Source organism: Streptomyces sp. NPDC002698, from assembly GCF_042888945.1.
In the GTDB taxonomy this organism is placed as follows: domain Bacteria; phylum Actinomycetota; class Actinomycetes; order Streptomycetales; family Streptomycetaceae; genus Streptomyces.
Window position 1 is genome coordinate 42,656 of record NZ_JBIAQM010000039.1, and the last position, 21,328, is coordinate 63,983.

General features: G+C 71.8%; 18 protein-coding genes and 1 pseudogene. 2 read left to right on the top strand and 17 right to left on the bottom strand.

Translation table 11 applies throughout. The features are described 5' to 3' along the window. Positions 1–152 precede the first annotated feature (152 nt). The 4 genes from ACFYW9_RS34895 to ACFYW9_RS34910 all read right to left on the bottom strand — a co-directional run bounded on the left by ACFYW9_RS34895 (position 153) and on the right by ACFYW9_RS34910 (position 6,226). Positions 153–2,486, bottom strand: coding sequence for a GH92 family glycosyl hydrolase (locus tag ACFYW9_RS34895; RefSeq protein WP_389159073.1), 2,334 nt, complete (start codon positions 2,484–2,486; stop codon positions 153–155). Positions 2,487–2,820: 334 nt separating this feature from the next. After that, positions 2,821–4,041, bottom strand: a complete 1,221-nt coding sequence (glgC, locus tag ACFYW9_RS34900) for a glucose-1-phosphate adenylyltransferase (RefSeq protein WP_351869144.1) — start codon at positions 4,039–4,041, stop codon at positions 2,821–2,823. An 83-nt stretch (positions 4,042–4,124) separates the two neighbouring features. Continuing rightward, positions 4,125–5,276 (bottom strand): glycogen synthase, encoded by a 1,152-nt coding sequence (gene glgA / locus ACFYW9_RS34905; RefSeq protein WP_351869268.1) that lies wholly within the window; start codon positions 5,274–5,276, stop codon positions 4,125–4,127. Between the two features lie 200 nt (positions 5,277–5,476). Continuing rightward, the gene (locus ACFYW9_RS34910) at positions 5,477–6,226 is read right to left on the bottom strand and encodes a (2Fe-2S)-binding protein (protein ID WP_389159075.1); all 750 of its coding nucleotides are present in this window, start codon (positions 6,224–6,226) and stop codon (positions 5,477–5,479) included. A gap of 210 nt (positions 6,227–6,436) precedes the next feature. Here ACFYW9_RS34910 and ACFYW9_RS34915 point away from each other — a divergent pair, with 210 nt between their 5' ends. Continuing rightward, positions 6,437–7,951 carry a DMT family transporter gene (locus tag ACFYW9_RS34915; protein ID WP_389159077.1) on the top strand — a complete coding sequence of 505 codons (1,515 nt, stop codon included), beginning with the start codon at positions 6,437–6,439 and terminating at the stop codon, positions 7,949–7,951. Here the strand turns inward: ACFYW9_RS34915 and ACFYW9_RS34920 are convergent. Continuing rightward, entirely contained in the window at positions 7,941–9,155 is a 1,215-nt protein-coding gene (locus ACFYW9_RS34920) for a transglycosylase family protein (protein ID WP_389159079.1), read from the bottom strand. The two genes, ACFYW9_RS34915 and ACFYW9_RS34920, sit on opposite strands and share 11 nt — an antisense overlap. Positions 9,156–9,654: 499 nt before the next feature. Here ACFYW9_RS34920 and gndA point away from each other — a divergent pair, with 499 nt between their 5' ends. Continuing rightward, positions 9,655–11,094 carry an NADP-dependent phosphogluconate dehydrogenase gene (gene gndA / locus ACFYW9_RS34925; protein WP_389159081.1) on the top strand — a complete coding sequence of 480 codons (1,440 nt, stop codon included), beginning with the start codon at positions 9,655–9,657 and terminating at the stop codon, positions 11,092–11,094. A gap of 152 nt (positions 11,095–11,246) precedes the next feature. Here gndA and ACFYW9_RS34930 read toward each other — a convergent pair whose 3' ends face one another. The 12 genes and pseudogenes from ACFYW9_RS34930 to ACFYW9_RS34985 form a co-directional block, all read right to left on the bottom strand. Further along, positions 11,247–11,471, bottom strand: a complete 225-nt coding sequence (locus tag ACFYW9_RS34930; protein ID WP_329302970.1) for a hypothetical protein — start codon at positions 11,469–11,471, stop codon at positions 11,247–11,249. A gap of 561 nt (positions 11,472–12,032) precedes the next feature. Next, on the bottom strand, positions 12,033–12,779 hold the full coding sequence (locus tag ACFYW9_RS34935; protein ID WP_389159083.1) for an aspartate/glutamate racemase family protein: 747 nt from the start codon (positions 12,777–12,779) through the stop codon (positions 12,033–12,035). Next, on the bottom strand, positions 12,779–13,123 hold the full coding sequence (locus tag ACFYW9_RS34940) for a GNAT family N-acetyltransferase (RefSeq protein WP_351869161.1): 345 nt from the start codon (positions 13,121–13,123) through the stop codon (positions 12,779–12,781). Before ACFYW9_RS34940 ends, ACFYW9_RS34935 begins: the two co-directional genes overlap by 1 nt. Positions 13,124–13,176: 53 nt before the next feature. Then, entirely contained in the window at positions 13,177–13,602 is a 426-nt protein-coding gene (panD, locus tag ACFYW9_RS34945) for an aspartate 1-decarboxylase (protein ID WP_389159085.1), read from the bottom strand. A gap of 43 nt (positions 13,603–13,645) precedes the next feature. Continuing rightward, positions 13,646–14,064, bottom strand: a pseudogene (locus tag ACFYW9_RS34950) (short-chain fatty acyl-CoA regulator family protein); the annotation flags it as partial. A gap of 156 nt (positions 14,065–14,220) precedes the next feature. Next, on the bottom strand, positions 14,221–14,769 hold the full coding sequence (locus ACFYW9_RS34955) for an Hsp20/alpha crystallin family protein (RefSeq protein ID WP_389159087.1): 549 nt from the start codon (positions 14,767–14,769) through the stop codon (positions 14,221–14,223). Between the two features lie 42 nt (positions 14,770–14,811). Further along, complete coding sequence (locus ACFYW9_RS34960; protein WP_389159089.1) at positions 14,812–16,626, bottom strand: FAD-dependent oxidoreductase; 1,815 nt, start codon at positions 16,624–16,626, stop codon at positions 14,812–14,814. Continuing rightward, the gene (locus tag ACFYW9_RS34965) at positions 16,626–16,889 is read right to left on the bottom strand and encodes a UBP-type zinc finger domain-containing protein (RefSeq protein ID WP_067378125.1); all 264 of its coding nucleotides are present in this window, start codon (positions 16,887–16,889) and stop codon (positions 16,626–16,628) included. Before ACFYW9_RS34965 ends, ACFYW9_RS34960 begins: the two co-directional genes overlap by 1 nt. Further along, positions 16,886–17,341: a thioredoxin gene (gene trxA / locus ACFYW9_RS34970; RefSeq protein WP_266417214.1), complete on the bottom strand. Its 456-nt coding sequence runs from the start codon at positions 17,339–17,341 to the stop codon at positions 16,886–16,888. Before trxA ends, ACFYW9_RS34965 begins: the two co-directional genes overlap by 4 nt. Next, positions 17,338–19,977: an ATP-dependent chaperone ClpB gene (gene clpB / locus ACFYW9_RS34975; protein WP_389159092.1), complete on the bottom strand. Its 2,640-nt coding sequence runs from the start codon at positions 19,975–19,977 to the stop codon at positions 17,338–17,340. The genes trxA and clpB overlap by 4 nt, the downstream gene beginning before the upstream one ends. Then, positions 19,968–20,375 (bottom strand): chaperone modulator CbpM, encoded by a 408-nt coding sequence (locus ACFYW9_RS34980; RefSeq protein WP_389159094.1) that lies wholly within the window; start codon positions 20,373–20,375, stop codon positions 19,968–19,970. The genes clpB and ACFYW9_RS34980 overlap by 10 nt, the downstream gene beginning before the upstream one ends. Next, on the bottom strand, positions 20,372–21,325 hold the full coding sequence (locus ACFYW9_RS34985; protein WP_389159096.1) for a DnaJ C-terminal domain-containing protein: 954 nt from the start codon (positions 21,323–21,325) through the stop codon (positions 20,372–20,374). Before ACFYW9_RS34985 ends, ACFYW9_RS34980 begins: the two co-directional genes overlap by 4 nt. Positions 21,326–21,328: the final 3 nt, after the last annotated feature.

The window sequence follows — 21,328 nt, forward strand, 5'->3', positions numbered from 1 at the left end:
CTTGCTCTCGCGTCGACGACGGGTGAACTTGCAGTCAAACCCGGACTGGTGATTACGGTCAAGTACGATCAAGTTACGCACAGTTAACAGCGGATTAAGTCCCGCCCCTCGGACGAGGGACGGGACCGGCCCGCCTCAGGACGGGTGGGACGTCACTTCAGGACCGGGGGTGCCGCCGAGGCGGCCGTTCCCCACTCGGACGGCTCCGGACCGACCGTGAAGCCGAGGGACCGGATGCTCTTCAGTGTGCCGGTCGTCAGGTACGTACGGCCGTACGACGAGCCGTCGAGGCTGGCCGACCGGATGTACCGGTCGGTGTCCGAGGTGCCCGGGGCCGTGACCGTCAGGGCACCGCGCGGGTAGTAGCGCCGGTCGAGGGTGAGGTCGACCCGCTCGAAGACGGGCGTGGACAGACCCCAGGTGTCGTAGCCGGGCTGCACCGGGAAGATCCCGATGGACGACAGGACGTTCCAGGCGGACATCGTGCCGAGGTCGTCGTTGCCGGTCATGCCGGTCGGCGCGTCGGTGAACAGGGTCAGCGCCGCGTGCACGACGTCGGTCGTCTTCCAGGGCTGCCCGGTGGACAGGTAGGTGTACGGGGCGATCAGGTCGGGCTCGTTCTGCGGGTTGTACTTGTCGGCGTTGTAGTAGGCGTACGGGCCGTTGACCCAGACCTCGCGGGCGGTCTTCGCGGGGTCCTTCAGCAACTGCCCGTAGGCGAAGAACGCGTCGAGCCGGTCGTTGGCGGCCTGCTTGCCGCCGATCAGGTCGACCATGCCCGGCAGGTCCTGCGGCACGAGCCACTGGTACTGCCAGGACGTGCCCTCGTGGAATCCGACGCTCTGGGCCGGGTCGGCGGGTCCGGTGAAGGCCCCGGCGGCGTCCCGGGCGCGGAAGAAGCCGGTCGAGGGGTCGTGGATCGCGCGGTAGTTCTGGGAGCGCGCCAGGTAGCGCGCCGCGTCCTCGTCGTGGCCCAGGTCCCGTGCCATCACGCCGAGCACGGCGTCCGACAGGGCGTACTCCAGGGTCGTGGAGGCGCCGTGGTCGTAGTCCGAGTCGCCGGGCTTGGCGTGCGGGCGGCCCTTGACGTAGGGGGCGAAGCCGTTCGCGATGTACTCCCTGTTGGCCTCGCGGCCCACGGTCGGCGAGTCGGCGGGCGGCACACCGTCGGCGTTCTTCCTCAGCGCGCGGTACGCCCGCTCCTCGTACCCCTTGAGCAGACCCTGCTGGTAGGCGTTGGTGAGGAACGGGGTGACCGGGTCGCCGGTCATGATGTTCGTCTCGACCGTGCCGTAGCCCCACTTGGGCAGCCAGCCGCTCTCCTCGTCGATCCTGATCACCGAGATCGCCATGTCCCGGGCCTCTCGGGGCGCGAGCAGGGAGAGGAGCTGCGACTGGGTGCGGTAGGTGTCCCACAGCGACCAGTTCTGGTAGTACGTGAAACCCTCGGCCCGGTGGATCCGCTGGTCCCAGCCGGTGTAGCGGCCGTCGGCGTCACTGCCGATGTTGGGCGCGAGGAACGAACGGTAGAGCGACGAGTAGAAGGTGCGGCGCAGGGTGTCGGTGCCGCCCGTCGCGCGGACGTCGTCGAGCCGGTCCTCCCAGGCGCGGCGGGCGGCGGCGCGGACCGTGTCGAAGGAACGGCCGCCCTCGGAACGGAGGTTGACGGCCGCACCGCGGGCGTCCACGTACGACAGCGCGGTGGTCGCCTCGACCGTGCGGTCCCCGGTGGTGTCGAAGCGCACGAAGGCCCCGGTGCGCCCGGTCGTGCCGGCCGTCTCCTTGGAGCCCTCGGTGACGGTGTCGCCGTTCCAGGTGCCCGAGGTGGTGAACGGCCGGTCGAAGCGGGTGATCGTGTACACCGTGTACGGCCCGGTCCCCTGGCAGAAGCCGCTGCCGGTGATCGCCGTGCGGACGGTCCGGTCGTCCAGGATCTCGACCTTGGTCGCGACCGTCCGGTGCAGCGACTGGCCCGCGTTCAGCAGCACGTTGGCCTTGTCGGTGGCCGGGAAGGTGTAGCGCTGCACGCCGGTGCGCGCGGTGGCCGTCAGCTCGGCCCCGATCCCGGACTTCAGGTCCGCCCGGTAGAAGCCGGGGTGCGCCTCCTCGGTGTCGTGGCCGAACTCCGCCGCGTACTGCGCGTCGTCCGTCCGGGTGATGTCCCCCGTCGTCGGCAGGACGGGCAGGTCGCCGCCGAGGCCGCAGCCGACACCCGAGAGGTGGACGAGGGAGAAGCCGCGGATGTGGTTCTGGGAGTGGTCGTAGCCGGTGTTGTGGCCGGTGTCCGGGGAGAACTGCACCATGCCGAAGGGCACGGCGGCGCCGGGATAGGTGTTGCCCTCGTTCTGGGTGCCGATGAACGGATTGACCAGGTCGGTGAGTTGGCCGTCGCGCGGCTCGGCGGCCTGTGCGGTGGGCAGGGCGAACAGCGCGGAGGCTGTCACCAGTCCCGCCGTGCACAGGCGCAGGCGCCGGGTCCATCTCATGCGGGAGACCTCCGGTGGGTGATCGACATCGTTGTCCTCATGCATGGTCGGGGCGGGGGACCCGCTTTCCGGGCAACCGGAGGGATCCGGCGTGACGCGTCGCGTCATCGCGCGGCACGTTCTGGACCGCCCCGCGCGATGACATCGTTGTCAGAGTTGTACGACGTTGTCATCGACGGCAGTTGGCATGACAGCACGGGATTCCGAACCTCGTCCAGGGACATGACAAGCGAGGGCTGACAACGGCCGGAAGTCGCCGTGCCCGGGGGCACGGCGACTGAGGCCGGCCTTCCCGGGAGGCCCGTGATGTTCCGCGAGGCCCCCGCGGGCCCGGTCAGGGCACGCGCTGGCCCTTGCCCAGGGCGATCACTCCGGCCTTGGAGACCGTGTAGAGGTCGGAGTCGCGCTCCGGGTTGACGCCGATCGTCGCGCCCGGCGGCACCTCGACGTTCTTGTCGAGCACCGCGCCGCGCACCACGGCGCCCCGCCCCACCTTGACGTTGTCGTGCAGGACCGATCCCTGCACCACCGCCCCGGGGTCGACGACCACACCCGGCGACAGCACCGACCGCGTCACCTGCCCGCGGATCAGGCACCCCGCGCTGATGATGGACTCGCTGGCGATGCCGCCCGCGTTGAACCGCGCCGGCGAGAGCTGCCCCGAGCTGGTGTAGAGGGGCCAGCTCCGGTTGAACAGGTTGAACGCGGGCCGCTCGGCGATCAGGTCCATGTGGGCGTCGTAGTACGCGTCGAGGGTGCCCACGTCACGCCAGTAGCCCTGGTCGCGGGTGGTCTCGCCGGGCACGTGGTTGTCGCTGAAGTCGTAGAGCCGCGCCTCGCCCCGGCCGGTGAGCGCGGGCAGGATCGAACCGCCCATGTCGTGCACGGAGCTGTCGTCCTCGGCGTCCCGCTGGAGCGCCTCGACCAAGGCTTTGGTGGTGAAGATGTAGTTGCCCATCGAGGCGAAGACGCACCCGGGGTCGTCCGCGAGGCCCGGCGGGTCGGCGGGCTTCTCCAGGAAGCCCCGCACGCTCTGGCCGTCGGAACCGGGGGTGATGACGCCGAAGGACGACGACTCCGAGCGCGGCACCCGTATTCCGGCCACCGTCACGCCCGCCCCGCTCTCGATGTGCTGGGCGAGCATCTGCCGGGGGTCCATGCGGTAGACGTGGTCGGCGCCGAACACCGCTACGTACTCGGGCTGTTCGTCGTGGATCAGGTTGAGCGACTGGAGGATCGCGTCCGCGCTGCCGAGATACCAGCGGGGCCCGAGCCGCTGCTGGGCCGGAACCGGGGTCACGTAGTTGCCGAGCAGGCTCGACATCCGCCACGTGGTGGTGATGTGCCGGTCCAGCGAGTGCGACTTGTACTGCGTGAGCACGCAGATGCGCAGGATGTCGGCGTTCACGAGATTGGAGAGGACGAAGTCCACGAGGCGGTACGTACCGCCGAAGGTCACCGCCGGTTTCGCCCGGTCCGCGGTGAGAGGCATCAGCCGCTTGCCCTCACCGCCCGCCAGTACGATTCCCAGCACCGAAGGTCCACCGCGCCGCATGCCGCCGCCCCTCTACGCCCGATCGGGCCGCGCCCGGCCGTCCGGACCCGCCCCGCGTTCCTGAAGTTCGCCTGTCCGAACGGTTACCCCGCTTTGAGGACTTCCTCGTACAACCGGACGGTCCTGCGGGCCACCGCGTCCCAGCCGAACTCGCCCACCGCGCGCCGCCGTCCGGCCTCGCCCATCCGCCGGGCCGTGCCGGGGTCGGCGAGCACGGAGTCCAGGGCCGCCGCGAGTCCCGCCTCGAAGTCGTCCCGGAGCGGCACGAGAAGGCCCGTCTCGCCGTGCTCGACCACCTCGGGAATGCCGCCGACCCGCGAGGCGACCACCGCCGTCCCGCAGGCCATCGCCTCCAGGTTGACGATGCCGAGCGGCTCGTACACCGAAGGACACACGAACACGGCCGCGTGGGTGAGGAGCTGGATGACGTCGGGCCGCGGCAGCATCTGCGGGATCCAGTGCACGCCGTCCCGCACGGCACTCAACTCCCGGTACAGATCACGGAACTCGCGGTCGATCTCCGGGGTGTCGGGGGCGCCCGCGCACAGCACCACCTGGGCGGCCGGGTCGATGTCCCGTACCGCGCGCAGCAGATGGGGCACGCCCTTCTGCCGGGTGATACGGCCGACGAACAGGATGTACGGGCGAGCGGTGTCCAGGCCGATCCGCTCCAGGACGTCGGTGCCGTGGTCGGGCCGGTACAGGGCGGTGTCGATGCCGTTGTGCACGACGCGCACCCTCGCCGGGTCCAGGCCCGGGTAACAGCCGAGGATGTCGTCGCGCATGGCGCCGGAGACCGCGATCACGGCGTCGGCGGCCTCGATGGCGGTGCGCTCGGCCCAGCCGGAGAGGGCGTAGCCGCCGCCGAGCTGCTCGGCCTTCCAGGGGCGCAGCGGTTCGAGGGAGTGGGCGGTCATCACGTGCGGAATGCCGTGCAGGAGCTTTCCGAAGTGTCCCGCGAGGTTGGCGTACCAGGTGTGGGAGTGGACGAGATCGCGGCCTTCGAGCGCGGCGGCGATGGAGAGGTCCACCGAGAAGGTGCGCAGGGCGTCGTTGGCGCCGTCGAGCGCGGACCAGGGCCGGTGACGGACGACTCCGCCGGTGCCGCCCTCGCCCCAGCAGTGCACGTCGAGTTCGGTGAGGGCGCGTAACTCCCTTGCGAGGAACTCGACATGGACGCCCGCACCGCCGTAGACGTCCGGCGGAAACTCCCGGGTCAGCAGTCCCACGCGCACACAGAACTCCCGTCCTAGCCGGCTGGTGCCCCTCATGGTCACTCAGTTGAAGCCGATACGGAAGACCGCGAGACACACGCCCGCGCCGGGTCCGGCCGGGCGCCCGTGCCGGGTCCTTCGGGATGCCCGTGCCAGGGCCGGCCGGGCGCCCGTGCCGGGACCGGCGGGACGCCGGTGTCAGGTCCGGCCGGGCGCTCTCGTCAGGTCCGGTCGGGCGCGGGGCACGGTGGGCGCTCGAAGCAGCAGTCCCCGCAGACTCCGCCGCCGGGCACCCGGTAGTACAGACAGCAGCTGCGGCGGCGCAGCGTCTCCGGGTCGAGGGTGCCGGAGAGATCGGGGTGCGCGAAGAGCCCGCCGGCCAGCGTCCTCGCCCGCTCGTCCACGTCCGGGCGTCCGTGGGCGCGTGCCCAGCGCTCCAGCTGGCGGACGGTCCCGGCCAGGGCCGAGCCCGCGTTGCCCCACAGCAGGGCCGGTGAGACGCGATGGCGTGAGCGCAGGGCCGCGCTCAGCGGTACGAGGAGCCCGGCGCGCACGACCGCGTCGAGATCGGCCACGGGCCGGAAGCGGACCTCGCGCAGCCAGAGGTCGTCGGGAGCACCGGTGTCCGGGTCCCAGCCCAGGAGTTCCGGATCGAGGTCGGGCACCCGGCCGCCGAGCGCGGCCGCGCCGAGGGCGATGGACCAGAAGCGGGCCGCGAGACCCTGCTGCGCCACCGAGACCGCGACCCGCGGTTCGGGCGCCCGGATACTCTGTGCGACTTTCTGGATGCGGAAAGTTACCGGATCTCCGTAAACCTCCCCGGTCGTTCCGGATCGCGGGCTCGTCCAGGCGCTCGCGAGGGTGGGCAGGGTGCCGCGTGGCGGTACACCGGTGCGTAGTACGAAGAATCCGCCGAGCGCGTCGAGCGCCTTGAGTTCGGGGTCGAGGTCCACGAAGAGCAGTAGTACCAAGCCCCCTAGGGGTAACCACCAGTGGATCGGGCCGGGATGTCGCCCACCCTGGGGAGGACACCGGGCGATTCGTACTCCATCGGCAGTAGGACCCAATGACTGCTCAGGGACGACGACGAGAACTAAATCTCACGGCATCGTTGTTTGCATGGAAGCCGACCGTTCGTCGCGCCGGGCCGCAGCTCCGCGCCGTTCGCAGAGGAGGGACTCATGAGTGCCCTCGCTTTGTCCGTGGTGCTCTCGTTCGTCTCAGCCGTCGCGTACGCGGGCGGCGCGATCATTCAGGAGCGGGTCGCGGTGACCTCTCCCGGCCAGACCTACGCTCCGTTGCGCAGGCCGGGCTGGTGGGCGGCCGTCGCGCTGACCGGCCTGGGCGGGCTGCTGCACGTGGTCGCCCTCGCCTTCGGCCCGCTGAGCCTCGTACAGCCGCTCGGCGCGCTGACCATCGTCTTCGCGCTTCCGATGGCGGCCCTGTTCGTCGGCCGCAGGGCCGGAGCCGCCGCCTGGCGCGGCGCGATCATGGCCACCGTGGGTCTCGCGGGTCTGCTGTCCCTGGTCGGCGCGTCCGACGCGCAGTCCCTGAGCCACGCCCAGCGCGTGGCACTGGGCGTGGTGTCGGGCGGCGCGGTCGCGGCCCTGATGGTGGCGGGGCGCGCGGCGTACCGGCACCCCGCGGTACGCAGTGTGCTGCTGGCGGTCGCGGCGGGCATCGCCTTCAGCATGTCCTCCGTGTTCACCAAGACCGTCGCGGTCGACTGGTCGCGGCACATGTCGCTCGCCGACCTGTCGAGCCTCGCGGCCATCGGTGCCTTCGCGACGGCCGGCATGCTGATCTCGCAGGCCTCCTACCGGGGGGCGGGCCTGGAGGCGCCGCTGGCCACGCTGACGGTGGTGAACCCCGTCGTGGCCGCCGCGGTCGGCATCACGATGTTCGGCGAGACCTTCCGGTACGGCACCACCGGCACCGCGCTCGCCCTGGGCTGCGGCGTCGTCGCGGCGGGCGGTCTGATCCTGCTCACCATCGAGCGGATCGGCAGCGGCGAGCGACCCGCGCCCTCCGTCCCGGAGCCCACGGCCGTCCCAGAACCCGCGGCCGTCATGGAACGCGCGGCCGTCACGGAGCCCGTGACCGTCCCGCAGCCCGTGGCCGCGGCGGAGCCCGAGGCGAACGCCGGGCAGCGCGCCGACGCGCCGCACGCACCCACCTCCGTCCCGGCGTCGGCGGTCCTCACGGCCGCGTCCGGACCGCGGCTCCCCGGGCCGGCCGTGTCGCGGCCGCGCCTCGCGGAGCCCGCCGTCCCGGCGGTCGGCGGCCTCGGCGCTCTCACGGCCGCCGAGGCGGCCGTGGCGGAACTGCTGGCCGGGCTGCCCGAGCCCACCGATCCCCCCGAGGGCGCGGACGGGTTCGTAGCGGCCGCGCAGCCGGGTGCCGGGAAGCAGCCGGGTGCCGGGAGCGTGGCGCACACCGCGCGAGCGGGTGCCGGAAGCGTGCCGCAGGCTGCGGGGGCGGGCGGCGACGGCGTGTTCCCGGCGGCTCTGCGGCCCGCGGGGGCGCTCGTACCGGCTCCGGTCAAGGCCGCCGTGGCCGCCGTGCCGACGATGGAGGTCGTCGCGGCGGGCCACCCGGAGGCCCGGGACGAGCTGCCCTACCTGACCGTCATGCTCGGTGTGCCGTACGTGCCGATCCCGTTCGTCAGCCACCACCGCACCCGGGTCAGATCCTGACGCCTCCGGACCGGAGATACGCCAGCGGGTCGATGTCCGAACCGAAGCCGGGCCCGGTCCGCACCTCGAAGTGCAGATGCGGGCCCGTGCTGTTGCCCGTGGACCCCGAGCGGCCGATGCGCTGCCCGGCCACGACGCTCTGCCCGCTCTTCACGGAGATCGCCGAGAGGTGGCCGTACTGCGTGTAGCGGCCGTCGGCGTGCCGGATCACCACCTGGTAGCCGAACGATCCGCCCCAGCCCGAGCTGACCACATGGCCGGCGGCGACCGCCGCGACGGAGGTGCCGGTCGGCACGGGGAAGTCGACGCCCGTGTGGTAGCCCTTCGACCAGTGCGAGCCGGTGGCGTGGTAGGCCGTGCCGGTCGCCGCGTGCACCGGGGCGACGAGCCCGTGCGTCCCGGACCTGACGGGGGTCGTCGTGTGCGGGGACGTCCTGTCCGCCGAGGTCTTCTTCGCCGGCGCCTTCTTCGCGGGCGCCTTCTTCGCCGGCGTCCCGGTGTGCGTCTTCGACGGGCTCTTCGCCGGAGCGGGCCGGGTGTGCGCGGGTGCCTGGGTCCGGCCGCTCAGGGTGAGCCGCTGGCCCGGCAGGATCAGGTCCGGGTCGGAGCCGACGGTCGTACGGTTCGCGGCGTACAGCCCCTCCCAGCCGCCCTGGACATGCCGGGAGTCGGCGATGCCCGAGAGCGTGTCGCCGTGCACGACGGTGTACATCTCGGCGGTCCCCGCCTGCGACTGCGGCGTGGTCTGCGGCTTCACGTCCCGCACCGACCGCTGCTTCGCCGTCCGCGGCTCGGTCCCCGCCGGGCTGATGTCGGGGGCCTCGCCCCCTCGGGTCAGCCCCGCACGGACCGAGCACACCGGCCACGCGCCGGGCCCCTGGCCCTTCAGCACCTTCTCGGCCACGGCTATCTGCTGGTCCTTCGTGGCCTGGTCCGCGCGCCCGGCGTAGGCCTTGCCGCCGTACGCCTCCCAGGTGGACCGGGTGAACTGAAGTCCGCCGTAGTAGCCGTTGCCGGTGTTGATGCTCCAGTTGCCGCTGGACTCGCAGGCGGCGACCTTGTTCCAGGTCCCGACGTCCGCCGCCTGGGCGACTCCGGCACCCACCAGAGGGAGCGCGATCCCGGCGCCGCCCGCCGTGACGGTGAGTGAGGCGCGGTTGATCCTGTTCGGCTGATACCGGCGGTGCCGGCCGCGTACGGCCATGAGGGAGCCCCCCTAGACATGCGTCAGGAGCGGCAAAAGTAAGCGCTGGGAACAGGCCGGGACAAGGCGGCAACCGGTCGCTCCGAGAAGGCGGTTGACCGGATCCCGGGCCGCCGTCGGACCGCACGCCCCCGGCGCGGTGGGCGACCGGGCCGACGCGGTACGGGGACGCGTCGCGCACCGCGCACCGGCCCGCCGACATCGGGTTCCCGGGTCCGGCGACAGGCGTCCGGCCCGTTCACCGGACCCGGCCGCGCGGGAGCGGGGAGCGCGTCCGGGCCGCCGGACACGCCCGCGGACGGCGACCCGCGCCGCGCGGACTGTCCGAAATCCGCCCTCGCCGTGCCGGGACGTTCCCCTGCGTGGACACCTGCGACACGTCAGGATGGCCTGGGGCAATACTGGCGAGCAGCACGGACGAGCACGACCGGCGGCATCGGTGCCGGGATGTTTCCCGTAGCGGCCAACGGACTTACCGCACTTCTTAGGAGCCAACCGAATGAGCACTTCAGCCCAGATCGGCGTCACGGGTCTCGCGGTCATGGGGCGCAACCTCGCCCGCAACTTCGCGCGCAACGGGTACGCGGTCGCCGTGCACAACCGCACCGTGGCGAAGACGAACGCGCTGGTGGAGGAGTTCGGCCACGAGGGCACGTTCGTGGCGGCCGAGACGGCGAAGGAGTTCGTGGCGGCGCTCGAACGGCCCCGACGCCTGGTGATCATGGTGAAGGCGGGCGAGCCGACGGACGCGGTGATCCAGGAGTTCGCCCCGCTCCTGGAGCCCGGCGACATGATCATCGACGGTGGCAACGCGCATTTCGCGGACACCCGGCGCCGTGAGCGCGCGCTGCGCGAGCAGGGCATCCACTTCGTCGGCACGGGCGTGTCCGGCGGCGAGGAGGGCGCGCTGAACGGGCCGAGCATCATGCCGGGCGGCTCAGTCGAGTCGTACGCCTCGCTCGGCCCGATGCTGGAGAAGATCTCCGCGAAGGCCGCCGACGGGGCGCCGTGCGTCACGCACGTGGGTCCCGACGGCGCCGGGCACTTCGTGAAGATGGTCCACAACGGCATCGAGTACGCCGACATGCAGCTCATCGGCGAGGCCTACCAACTGCTCCGCGACGTCGCCGGGTACTCCCCCGCGCAGATCGCCGACATCTTCCGCACGTGGAACACCGGCCGGCTCGACTCGTATCTGATCGAGATCACCGCCGAGGTGCTGTCGCACGTGGACGCGGCGACGGGCAAGCCGTTCGTGGACGTGGTCCAGGACCGGGCCGAGCAGAAGGGCACGGGCCGCTGGACCGTGCAGATCGCGCTGGACCTGGGCGTGCCGGTGTCGGGCATCGCCGAGGCGGTCTTCGCCCGCTCGCTCTCCGGACACGCCGGCCTGCGCGAGGCCTCGCGCGGACTCGCCGGTCCGACGGCCCAGCGGCTCGACGAGTCCGAGGCGGCGGCCTTCGCGGACCGGGTCGAGCAGGCCCTGTACGCGTCGAAGATCGTCTCGTACACGCAGGGGTTCCACGAGATCACCGCGGGCAGCGACGAGTACGACTGGAACATCGACCTCGGTTCCGTCGCCTCGATCTGGCGCGGCGGCTGCATCATCCGGGCGGCGTTCCTCGACCGTATCCGCGCCGCCTACGACACCCGCCCCGACCTGCCGAGCCTGCTGTCGGACGCGACGTTCGCCCAGGAGATCGCGGCGGCCCAGGGCAGCTGGCGCGAGGTCGTCGTCGCCGCGACCCTCCAGGGCGTACCGACCCCCGGCTTCTCGGCGGCCCTCGCCTACTACGACGCCCTGCGCGCCGAGCGCCTGCCGGCCGCTCTCACCCAGGGGCAGCGGGACTTCTTCGGAGCGCACACCTACCGCCGGACGGACCGCGAGGGGTCGTTCCACACGCTGTGGGGCGGCGACCGGTCGGAGGTCGAGGCATAGCGGTCGCCCCGCGGCGCTGTCACCGGGCGGCCCGGACACGCCACCGCTCCGAAGCCGTCACGAGCCCGGAAACGGGCTCGTGACGGCTTCGACGCGCACAAGGCGCGTGCGCACAAGGTGCCTGCGTGCGTGCGCACAAGGTGCTTGCGTGGCTAGCTGCGCTGGCCGGCGAAGAGTTCCAGGTGTGCGCAGTTGGGGCAGCGGAAGGCGTCTATCTGCCAGCGCGGCCGGCCCATCAGTCTGGCGCCGCCCAGCGGCCCTCGCTGAAGCGCGCCCTCGACCCACCGCGCGAACCCGCGGGCGCCCTGTCCGGAGTCCTCGACGAAGCCAGGTTCCAGCCCCACAACACCGCACTGTGTGCACCGTATGTCGTTCACGCGCGGGAGTGTATTGGCATCGCTCCGGTTCCCGGTGACCGGGGCCGGTCGGCCCGCTGCGTGCGTCAGGTCAGCGGCCCCGGCCGAGGCTGGGGTTCCGGCACCGGATCGGGGCCCGGCGGCTTCGGGATGGGGGACGGGGAGGGTACGGGATCGGGCCCGGGTGCGGGATCGGGCCCGGGTGCGGGATCGGGGCCGCCCGGGTTCGGCACCGGGGTGGGGCCGGGTTTCGGTCCCGGCGCGGGGTCGGGGCCGCCCGGGTTCGGCACCGGGTCGGGGAAGGGTGACGGCCCCGGGGGTTCGGGGGCCGGTCCGGGGGTGGGTCCCGGCGGCACGGGATCGGGATACGGATGCGTCATGGCGGTCCTCCAGCCAGTCGGTACGTCGGCCCTCTGGACTTGTCTCCCGCGTACCCACCGCCCGAGCCCCCACTCACCCCCTCGCGCGGGGAACGGCCCCTGGACGGCCCAGTCCGCGGCACGCCACCGGATCGCGGCACGCCACCGGGCGAGGGACTGCCGAGGCACCGCTCCGTCCGCGTCGCCTCGGCGCCCCGCCGCGCTACCCGGCGTGCAGCCCGCGGACCGCGTCCGCCGCGGCCGCGAGCCCGGGGCGGGGGCTCGACACCACCGGCACCGAGGTCGAGGTGAGTCCCTCGGCCGCGGTCATGGACGCCTGGGCGAGGACGATCACGTCGGCGTCGGCGACCGCGTCGGCGGCTCCGGCCACCGCGCGGGCGCAGCCGTCCGTGTCACCCGCCTCGAACAGCGCCCACGCGTCGTCGACGAGGGCCGTACGGGCCTCGACGGAACGACCGGCGCGGCGGGCCTCCTCCTCGACCAGGGCGACGGTCGGTTCCAGGGTGCTCGCCACCGTCGCCAGGACGACGACCCTGGAGCCCGTGGCGACCGCGGCGGCGGCCATCGGACGGTCCACACGGAGCACCGGTACGCCGACCTCGGTCCGTTCGGCGATCGCGCCGATGGTCGAGCAGGTGCACAGGACGACCCGGGCACCGTCGGCGACGGCGTCGGCCAGCCGCGCCCGGACCTCGTCGGCCACCGCTTCGGGCCCCTCGCGACGGGCCCTCGCGAGCAGTTCCTCGTCGACGAGGTGCCGCAGCTCCAGGCCCGGGTGGTCCGCGTCGCGCAGGGCGTCGAAGACGGGGATGTGAGCCGGTGAGGTGTGCAGCAGGGCGAGGGGCCCGAACCGGGGTGTGGCCGGGGCCGGGGCGGAGGCCGGATCCGAGGCCTGGGCTCCGGACCGGGCCGGGGCCTGCGTCGCGGGCTGGACCGGGGCCGGAGTCATCAGAAGCGGCCGGGGTGTGCCGCGAGCCATTCCATCGCGGCGTCCAGCAGCGCCGGGTCGGCCGCCGGAGCCTCCTCGGGATGCCGTGCGGCCCACTTCACGACGTACGGGCAGAGCGGCGCGACGACGACGCCCTCGCGCGCGGCGATGCCGTACAGCTCGCGGGCGAGGGAGCCGGCGATGCCCTGGCCCTCGTGCTCCGGTTCCACGATGGTGTGCACCGGAACGAGGGCCCGCGCGGGCTCCTCCAGGACGAAGTACTCGATGTGGCCGACCACTTGGCCGTCGGCGAACGCCTCAAGACGGCCGGCCGGCCGGTCGTCGCGGATCTCGATGTCGCTCACGGGCACTCCTCGGTCCTGGGGTCCTGAGTCCTGCGATACCGCCGCGCCGTGCCTCAGACGGTGACGGTCACGGCCTGCGGGCTGCGCTGCTGGTCCGAGCCCGGTACCGGCTCGGACGGGTCCGCGCCGAGGGACACGATCCGGTTGTCGCGGTCCACGTGCACGACGCTCGGCCGCAGCGCCCGCGCCTCGGCGTCCTCGACCTGAGCGTAACTGATGATGATCACCAGGTCACCGGGGTGCACGAGATGGGCCGCCGCTCCGTTGATCCCGACGACACCGGAGCCGCGCTCCCCCTCGATGACGTACGTCTCCAGGCGGGAGCCGTTCGTGATGTCGACGATGTGAACGAGTTCGCCGGGCAGCAGATCGGCGGCGTCGAGCAGATCGGCGTCGATGGTGACGGATCCGACGTAGTGCAGGTTGGCCTGGGTGACCGTGGCACGGTGGATCTTGGACTTGAACATGGTACGAAGCACGAAGAAACTCCCGATTCGTCTGCTCCCTGCCTGCTACTGCAGGTCAAGGGCGGTCTTCGGAGATTACATCGTTTCGCATGTTCGGTCTGCTGTCGCCAGGTGTTCGAGGACTCACACTGACCCGTTGCTGACTTTTCTGATGCCGCGCGAGAAGACGAGAGCCGGCCAGGTCCTGGTCGATCCGCAGCGGGTGGCCGAGAGGTGGTGCGGCGTGCTGGGGGCAGTCGAGGCGTTCGCAGACGCGGCAGCCCATGCCTATGTGGGTGGCGGCGGAGACATCGGTGAGGTCGAGGCCGTCGGCGTAGACGAGGCGGTGGGGCGTGGCGGATCTCGCAGCCGAGGACGATGGCGAAGGTCTTGCCGGGTTCGCCCCAGCCGCCGCGGTGCCGGGTGACGGCACGCCCGGTCCACAAGTAGCGATGTTCCTCGGGCATTTCGGATCTGGAGGTGGATGCGCCGGGGCGGATGCGGTGGGCGATCGGGCCATGATCGGTCGGTAGCCCAGGCTCTGACGTGTGCGTCGAGACCATGCTGACCAACCGCACCGTGCAGGCCGTATCTCCCGTCGCGACGGCAGCGGTGACGGACACTGGTCCGGCTCCGCTGGCTCGGTGGGTCTCAGGCGGCGGTGGTCCCGCCGCCCGCCGCTGCGCCGTTCTGGGCGGCGTCTTCGCGCGCGCCGTCGCCGGGCTCACTGATCCGGACCCGGCGGGGCCTGGCGACTTCGGCCTTGGGGACGGTGATGCTGAGCCCTCCGTCCTGCATGTCGGCCTTGATCGTGTGGGTGTCCAACTCTCCGGGCAGCCGCAATCGGTACTCGAAGGCTCCGACGCGGCGGGTGCTGCAGCACAGGACGCCCTTGTGCTCCCGCTCCTCGATGTCTCCGGTGACCACGAGTTCGGGACCGTTGGCCTCGACGTCAATGTCCTTGTTCTTCACACCGGGGAGTTCGATCTCTCTGTGGAACGCGTCGTCGGACTCCGACACGTTCGCGAGAGGCGTCCACGCGCCCGCCGGTGTCGCGCCCGCCGCCGACTCCAGCAGGCCGCTCACCTGGTTGAGCAGTTCGTCGACCTCGACCAGGGGGCTGAGAGGGGTGGGTGCCCAGACGGGCCTTTCCTTCAGACCGCCACCGCGGTGCCGCCGGACGGGCACGGCCACCGCCATCGCCTCCATCTTCCTTCTCGTGATCTCATAGCCCGCCATTCGTCATGCGAGCCATGCGGACTCCTTGTGACGTGTGCGTGGGGAGGCGTCCGAGCCGCCCGCGGCAACGGACGTGCCCGTGGTGCCGGGTGCGGCCGAGTGCCCCAGGTGCCGGTGCACGAAGTGGATGGCCATCGCGCCCTCACCGGCCGCCGAGGCCACCCGCTTCACCGAGCCGCTGCGGACGTCCCCCACCGCGAAGACCCCGGGCAGGCTGGTCTCCAGGGTTGTGCACGAGCGCCCGCGGCCGTGCCACGCCTCGGGGTGGGCGCAGGCTTCCTGGGCCTCCGGGCCGGTGAGGACGAAGCCGCGGGAGTCGAGGGCGATGATGCCGGCGAGCCACTCGGTGTGGGGGTCGGCGCCGGTGAAGACGAACAGGCCCCGTACCGCGAGTCGGTGGTGTCCGCCCGTGCGGTTGTCGACCACGTCGAGCCCCTCCAGCACCTCCTGGCCGATGACCTCGGTGACCTCGGTGTGCAGCATGACCTCCACCCGCGGGTGGCGTTCGACCTGCTCGACCAGGTAGCGGGACATGTTGGCCTCAAGGCTGGGCCCTCGGACCAGCAGGTGCACCTTCGGCGCGTACCCGGCGAGGAACAGCACCGCCTGGCCCGCCGAGTTGCCTCCGCCGACGACGGCCACCGGGTCGGTGCGGCACTGCTGGACCTCGTAGACGGTCGCCGAGTAGTGGACGCTCGTTCCCTCCAGGCGTTCGATACCGGGCACCTGGAGCCGACGGTAGCGGGCACCCGTGGCCAGGACGACGGCGCGGGCGGCGATCTCGCTGCCGTCGGCGAACGCCACCACGTAGTGGTCCTCGTCCTTGGGATGGAGACCGGTCGCCTCCACCGGAATGCTGATCCTGGCGCCGAACTTGTCGGCCTGGAGCACGGCGCGTTCGGTGAGTTCGGCGCCGGAGATGCCGGCGGGGAAGCCGAGCAGATTCTCGATGCGGGACGACGTGCCGGCCTGGCCACCGGTGGCCATCGCCTCCACCACGGTGGTGCTCAGGCCCTCGGAGGCGGCGTACACCGCGGCAGCGAGGCCGGCGGGTCCGGAGCCGACGATGAGGACGTCGCCGTGACGGTTTCCGGCGGGCAGTGACGGCAGGCCGATGAGCCGGGCCAGTTCCGCGTTGCTGGGGTTGCGCAACAGGGCGGTGTCCCGCCAGATGACGAGCGGTGTCTCCTCCGGGCCGACGCCGAAGCGGCGCAGCAGGTCCTCGGCCTCCTCGTCGGTCTCCAGGTCGATCCAGCGGTGCGGCAGCCGGTTGCGGATGGCGAACTCGCGCAGCCGCCTGGTGTCGGGCGAGTAGCGCGAGCCGATGATGCGGAAGCCGACGCCCTGTCCGACGAGCAGCGCGCGACGGCCCAGACAGGCGCGCAGCACAACGTCCCCGATGGTGGAGTCCTGGGACACCAGGTGGCGCAACTGGTCCAAGGAGACGACGAGGACCTCGCCCGGCTCCCTGGCGACAGCGGTGTAGAAGGCCACCTGTCCGTGCAGCAGACCGAGTTCGCCGATGAAGCGACCGGGGCCGTGCACGCGCAGCACGTGCTCCTCGGGAGTGCCGTAGTCCTCGACGACGGCGACGGTTCCGCTGAGGACGACGAAGAACGTCTCGCAGCGCTCCCCCTCCTGGATCAGCACGTCGTTCGGAACCATGCTCCGGCGCTGCCCGTGCTCCGCCAGACGTGCTGTCTGGTCCTCCGTCAGGCGCGGATACGCGCCGCAGGTGTCCGGGGTCTCCCGGAAGACGGCCTCGTCCGCTTCCTCCGGCACCGGTTCTCCGCCCGGCAGCGGCTGGTCGCCGGACATCAGACGAACGCCTCGTGGACGTAGCACCAGCGCCATTCCTCACCGGGCTGGAACGACTGCACGATCGGATGGGCGTCGGCAGCCGCGTGCCTGCGCGCGTGCTTGTTCGGCGAGGAGTCACAGCAGCCGACGTGCCCGCAGGTCAGGCAGAGCCTCAGATGGACCCATGGGGAGCCGAGCAGCAGACACTCCTGACACCCTTCTGGGGTCAGCGGCTGGACCGGCCGGACAAGCGCGAGGTGGGGGTCGGCGTGCAGGGTCATCCGGATCTCCCTTCCCGGGCCGTGATCGACTGTTCCACCCACTGGCGCAGAGCGGGGGCGGGCGCCGCCCCCGCCTGCCGGGCGACCGTCTCGCCCTGGTCGAGGACGAGCAGTGTCGGTACCGCCTGGACCTCGAAACGCTGCGACAGCCGCGGGTTCTTGTCGATGTCGACCTTGACGAGTTTGATGCGGCCGGCGAGATCGGTGGCGACCTTCTCCAGCGCGGGGCTGACCATGCGGCAGGGGCCGCACCAGGTGGCCCACAGGTCGACCACGACGGGGACGTCGGCCCGCTCGGCGACCTCGGTGAAGTCGTCGTCGCCCGCGTCCACCATCCACGGCAGGGGCTGCTTGCAGTGACCGCACTTGGGGCGGCCCTCCGCGGCCACGGGCACCCGGTTGGTGCGCCCGCAGTTGGGACAGCTGACGGTCGTCGCCTGCATCGTGCTCATGCCGCCCGCGCTCCCTTCACGTCCTCGGGCTGGTCATACGTGACCACCAGCTCTCCGTGTTCGGCGTCGACGCGGACCGTCGCGCCGTCCTGGACGTCGCCGCGCAGCAGGGCGCGTCCGACCAGCGTCTCGACCTCGTGGGATATGAAGCGGCGCAGTGGCCGGGCCCCGTACACCGGGTCGTAGCCCTGGTGGGCGATCACTTCCCGGGCGACGTCGGTGAGTTCGACGGTGATGCGGCGTTCGGCGAGCCGCTGCCGCAGTTCGTCGAACTGCAGCTCCACGATGCGCTCGATCTGTCGCTCGCCGAGCGGTTTGAACAGCACGATGTCGTCGACGCGGTTGAGGAACTCCGGGCGGAAGTGCCCGCGCAGCTCGCCCATCACCCGGGCGCGGGCGTCGGGCTTGATCTCGCCTTCGGCGGTGGCGCCGTCGAGGAGGTGCTCGGAGCCGATGTTGGACGTCATGATGATCACGGTGTTGCGGAAGTTGACGGTGCGGCCCTGCGCATCGGTGATGCGGCCGTCATCGAGGATCTGCAGCAAGGTGTTGAAGACATCGGTGTGCGCCTTCTCGATCTCGTCGAACAGCACGACCGAGTACGGCTTGCGGCGTACCGCCTCGGTGAGCTGGCCGCCTTCCTCGTAGCCGACGTATCCGGGCGGCGCGCCCATGAGCCGGCTGACGGTGTGCCGCTCCTGGTACTCACTCATGTCGAGGCGCACCATGTTCTCCTCGGAGTCGAACAGAGTCCGGGCGAGCGTCTTGGCCAGCTCGGTCTTCCCGACGCCGGTGGGGCCGAGGAAGATGAACGAGCCGATGGGGCGGCGAGGGTCGCGGATGCCGGAGCGCGCGCGGATGATGGCGTCGGCGACGAGCTTGACGGCTTCGTCCTGGCCGATGACGCGCTCGCGCAGGATCTCGTCGAGGCGCAGCAGCTTCTCGCGTTCGCCCTCCTGGAGGCGGGCGACCGGGATGCCGGTCCAGGCGGCGACGATCTCGGCGATCTCCTCCTCGGTGACGACCTCGCGCAGCAGCCGGTTCTGCCCTTGCTTGGAGGCCAGTTGCTCCTCCTCTGCGGCAAGTCGGCGCTCCAGGTCCTGGAGTCGGCCGTAGCGGAGTTCGGCGGCGCGGTTGAGGTCGTAGGCGCGTTCGGCCTCCTCCGCGTCGTGACGGACCTGCTCCTGTTCCTGGCGCAGTTCCTGCACGCGGCGGATCGCCTGCCGTTCGGCCTCCCACTGGGCGTGTTTGGCGTCGGCCTCGCCGCGCAGGTCGGCCAACTCCCTGCGCAGCTCCTCCAGGCGGGTTCTGCTGGCGGGGTCGGTCTCCTTGGACAGGGCCGCTTCCTCGATCTCCAGGCGGGTGACGCGGCGGGTGATCTCGTCGAGTTCGGCGGGCATCGAGTCGATCTCGGTACGCAGCCGGGCGCACGCCTCGTCGACGAGGTCGATGGCCTTGTCGGGCAGGAATCGATCGGTGATGTAGCGGTGGCTGAGGGTGGCCGCGGAGACCAGCGCGGTGTCCTGGATCTTCACGCCGTGGAACACCTCCAGGCGTTCGCGCAGTCCGCGCAGGATGGAGATGGTGTCCTCCACGCTCGGCTCGCCGACCAGGACCTGTTGGAAGCGGCGTTCGAGGGCGGCGTCCTTCTCGATGTGCTTGCGGTACTCGTCGAGGGTGGTGGCGCCGATCATGTGGAGTTCGCCGCGGGCGAGCATCGGCTTGAGCATGTTGCCCGCGTCCATGGCCCCTTCGGCGGCGCCCGCTCCTACGACGGTGTGGAGTTCGTCGACGAAGAGCAGGATCCGCCCCTGGGCGGCCTTCACCTCGGACAGCACGGCCTTGAGGCGTTCCTCGAACTCGCCGCGGTACTTGGCACCGGCGACCAGGGAGCCCATGTCGAGGGCGAACACCGTCTTGTCGCGCAGGCCCTCGGGGACGTCGCCGCGAACGATGCGCTGGGCCAGGCCCTCGACGATGGCGGTCTTGCCGACGCCGGGGTCGCCGATGAGGACGGGGTTGTTCTTGGTCTTGCGGCTGAGGATCTGGGTGACGCGGCGGATCTCCGCGTCACGGCCGATGACCGGGTCCAGCCGCCCGGACCGAGCCTCGAGGACCAGGTCGCGGCCGTACTTCTCCAGAGCCTCGTAGGCCACTTCGGGGTTGGCGGAGGTGACGCGCTGGTTGCCGCGGACCTGGGTGAGCGCGCTCAGGAACGAGTCCCTGGTGATGCCGGCCTGCTTGAGCAGTCGCCCGGCGGCGGTCGAAGAGCTCTCCTCGGCCAGGGCGAGCAGGAGGTGTTCCACGGACACGTACTCGTCCTTGAGGCGTTTGGCCTCCCGTTCGGCGGCGTCGAGCAGCCGGGAGAGGCGCTGGGTGACGAAGACCTGGCCGGGTGCCGCGCCGGGGCCTGTGACCTTCGGGCGGCGGGAGAGTTCCTCGCGCACGGCAGCGCGCAGTTTCATCGGCTCGGTGCCGGCCTGTTGCAGCAACCGCGGGATCAGTCCGTCCTCCTGATCGAGGAGTGCGAGCAGCAGGTGTTCCCCGTCGACCTCGGTGTGCCCCATGCCGACGGCCGCGGTCTGGGCCTCCTGGAGGGCTTCCTGGGACTTCTGGGTGAGACGGTTCATGTCCATGGGGGTGTTTCACTCCTCGTGCCGCGGCCGCGCAGGGCGGCTTCGAGCAGGCTGATGCGGTCGAGCAGGTCGAGCACCAGGCCGATGGATGCGTAGTTGAGGCAGAGTCCGGTGCGCAGCCGCTGGATGCGGGCAAGGGCCGCCGGGGCCGTGGGGTCGAACACCAGGTGCCCCGCGGCGTCACGTTCGGCGTCGACAAGGCCGAGGGCGACGAACCGGCGGATCAGATCGGGGTGGAGGCCCGAGCGACGGGCCACGGAGTCGAGGGAGAGCCTGGGGGCGGGCACGAGCGCGTACCGGACAGCCGTCGAGGCGGTGATGTCCGCGCCCGTTCGTACCGGCCGGGCGCCCCCGTCGGCCCAGCCGCTGCCTGCCGCTCCCGCGGGTCGGTCGTTCATCGCGTCCTCCTGGGGTCGAACGAGGAAGTGGCGGCGAGCTCCTCGAACAGTTCGCGCTCCCGGTCGCCGAGGGTGGGCGGCACCATGATGCGGAGTTCGGCGTACAGGTCGCCGTTCGCGCCGCGCGGGTTCGGCATGCCCTCGCCGCGCAGCCGCAGCCGCCGGCCGCTGGACGAACCCGCGGGCACCGTGACCTTGGCCGTGCTGCCGCCGGGCGTGGGCACCGGAACGGTCGCACCCAGGGCCGCCTCCCAGGGGGCGACCGGGACCTGGATGTGCACGTCGCGGCCGTCCAGCCGGAGCCGCGGGTGGGGCTGGATACGCACCCGCAGGTACAGGTCACCCGCGGCGGCGTCACCACTGCCCCGGCCGCCCTCGCCCGCCAGCCGGATGCGCTGCCCGTCGGTGACGCCCGGCGGCACGTCGACCTCGTACCGCCGCGGCTGCCCGGTGGGACTGGCGAGCGTGACGGTGCGACGGCCGCCTCGGTACGCCTCCTCGACGGTGAGCGGCAGCTCGGCCTCCTGGTCCGCTCCGGGGACGCCGCCTGGGGCGGCGCCGGTTCCGAACATGGAGCCGAACAGGTCCTCGATGTCGATGCCCTCCGCGCCGAAGTCGTCGCCGAAGCCGGTGGCGTATCGGACACGGGGGCCGCCCGCGCCCGCGGTCCCCCGACCGCGGAAGCCGCCGCCCGCTCCGGCCGCGACCCGTTCGTCGAAGTCCTCGGGGATCTTGCGGAAGTCCTCGCCGAAGCGGTCGTAGCGGGCCCGGGTCTTGGGATCGGACAGGACACTGTGTGCCTCGTTGAGGTCCTTGAAACGCTCCTCCGCCGCGGGGTCCTTGTTGACGTCGGGGTGGTACCTGCGGGCGAGTTTGCGATACGCCTGCTGGATCTCGTCCTGGCTCGCGCTCCGCGACACGCCGAGCACCTCGTAGTAGTCCCGTGCCATCGC

What these genes read in the sequence shown, in the direction of transcription:
- ACFYW9_RS34985 (WP_389159096.1), bottom strand. Translation starts at nt 21,325, where the DNA reads ATGGCACGGGACTACTACGAGGTGCTCGGCGTGTCGCGGAGCGCGAGC.
- clpB (WP_389159092.1), bottom strand. Translation starts at nt 19,977, where the DNA reads ATGGACATGAACCGTCTCACCCAGAAGTCCCAGGAAGCCCTCCAGGAG.
- ACFYW9_RS34935 (WP_389159083.1), bottom strand. Translation starts at nt 12,779, where the DNA reads ATGACTCCGGCCCCGGTCCAGCCCGCGACGCAGGCCCCGGCCCGGTCC.
- glgC (WP_351869144.1), bottom strand. Translation starts at nt 4,041, where the DNA reads ATGCGGCGCGGTGGACCTTCGGTGCTGGGAATCGTACTGGCGGGCGGT.
- trxA (WP_266417214.1), bottom strand. Translation starts at nt 17,341, where the DNA reads ATGAGCACGATGCAGGCGACGACCGTCAGCTGTCCCAACTGCGGGCGC.
- gndA (WP_389159081.1), top strand. Translation starts at nt 9,655, where the DNA reads ATGAGCACTTCAGCCCAGATCGGCGTCACGGGTCTCGCGGTCATGGGG.
- ACFYW9_RS34920 (WP_389159079.1), bottom strand. Translation starts at nt 9,155, where the DNA reads ATGGCCGTACGCGGCCGGCACCGCCGGTATCAGCCGAACAGGATCAAC.
- ACFYW9_RS34895 (WP_389159073.1), bottom strand. Translation starts at nt 2,486, where the DNA reads ATGAGATGGACCCGGCGCCTGCGCCTGTGCACGGCGGGACTGGTGACA.
- ACFYW9_RS34980 (WP_389159094.1), bottom strand. Translation starts at nt 20,375, where the DNA reads ATGAACGACCGACCCGCGGGAGCGGCAGGCAGCGGCTGGGCCGACGGG.
- ACFYW9_RS34960 (WP_389159089.1), bottom strand. Translation starts at nt 16,626, where the DNA reads ATGTCCGGCGACCAGCCGCTGCCGGGCGGAGAACCGGTGCCGGAGGAA.
- ACFYW9_RS34955 (WP_389159087.1), bottom strand. Translation starts at nt 14,769, where the DNA reads ATGGCGGTGGCCGTGCCCGTCCGGCGGCACCGCGGTGGCGGTCTGAAG.
- ACFYW9_RS34915 (WP_389159077.1), top strand. Translation starts at nt 6,437, where the DNA reads ATGAGTGCCCTCGCTTTGTCCGTGGTGCTCTCGTTCGTCTCAGCCGTC.
- ACFYW9_RS34965 (WP_067378125.1), bottom strand. Translation starts at nt 16,889, where the DNA reads ATGACCCTGCACGCCGACCCCCACCTCGCGCTTGTCCGGCCGGTCCAG.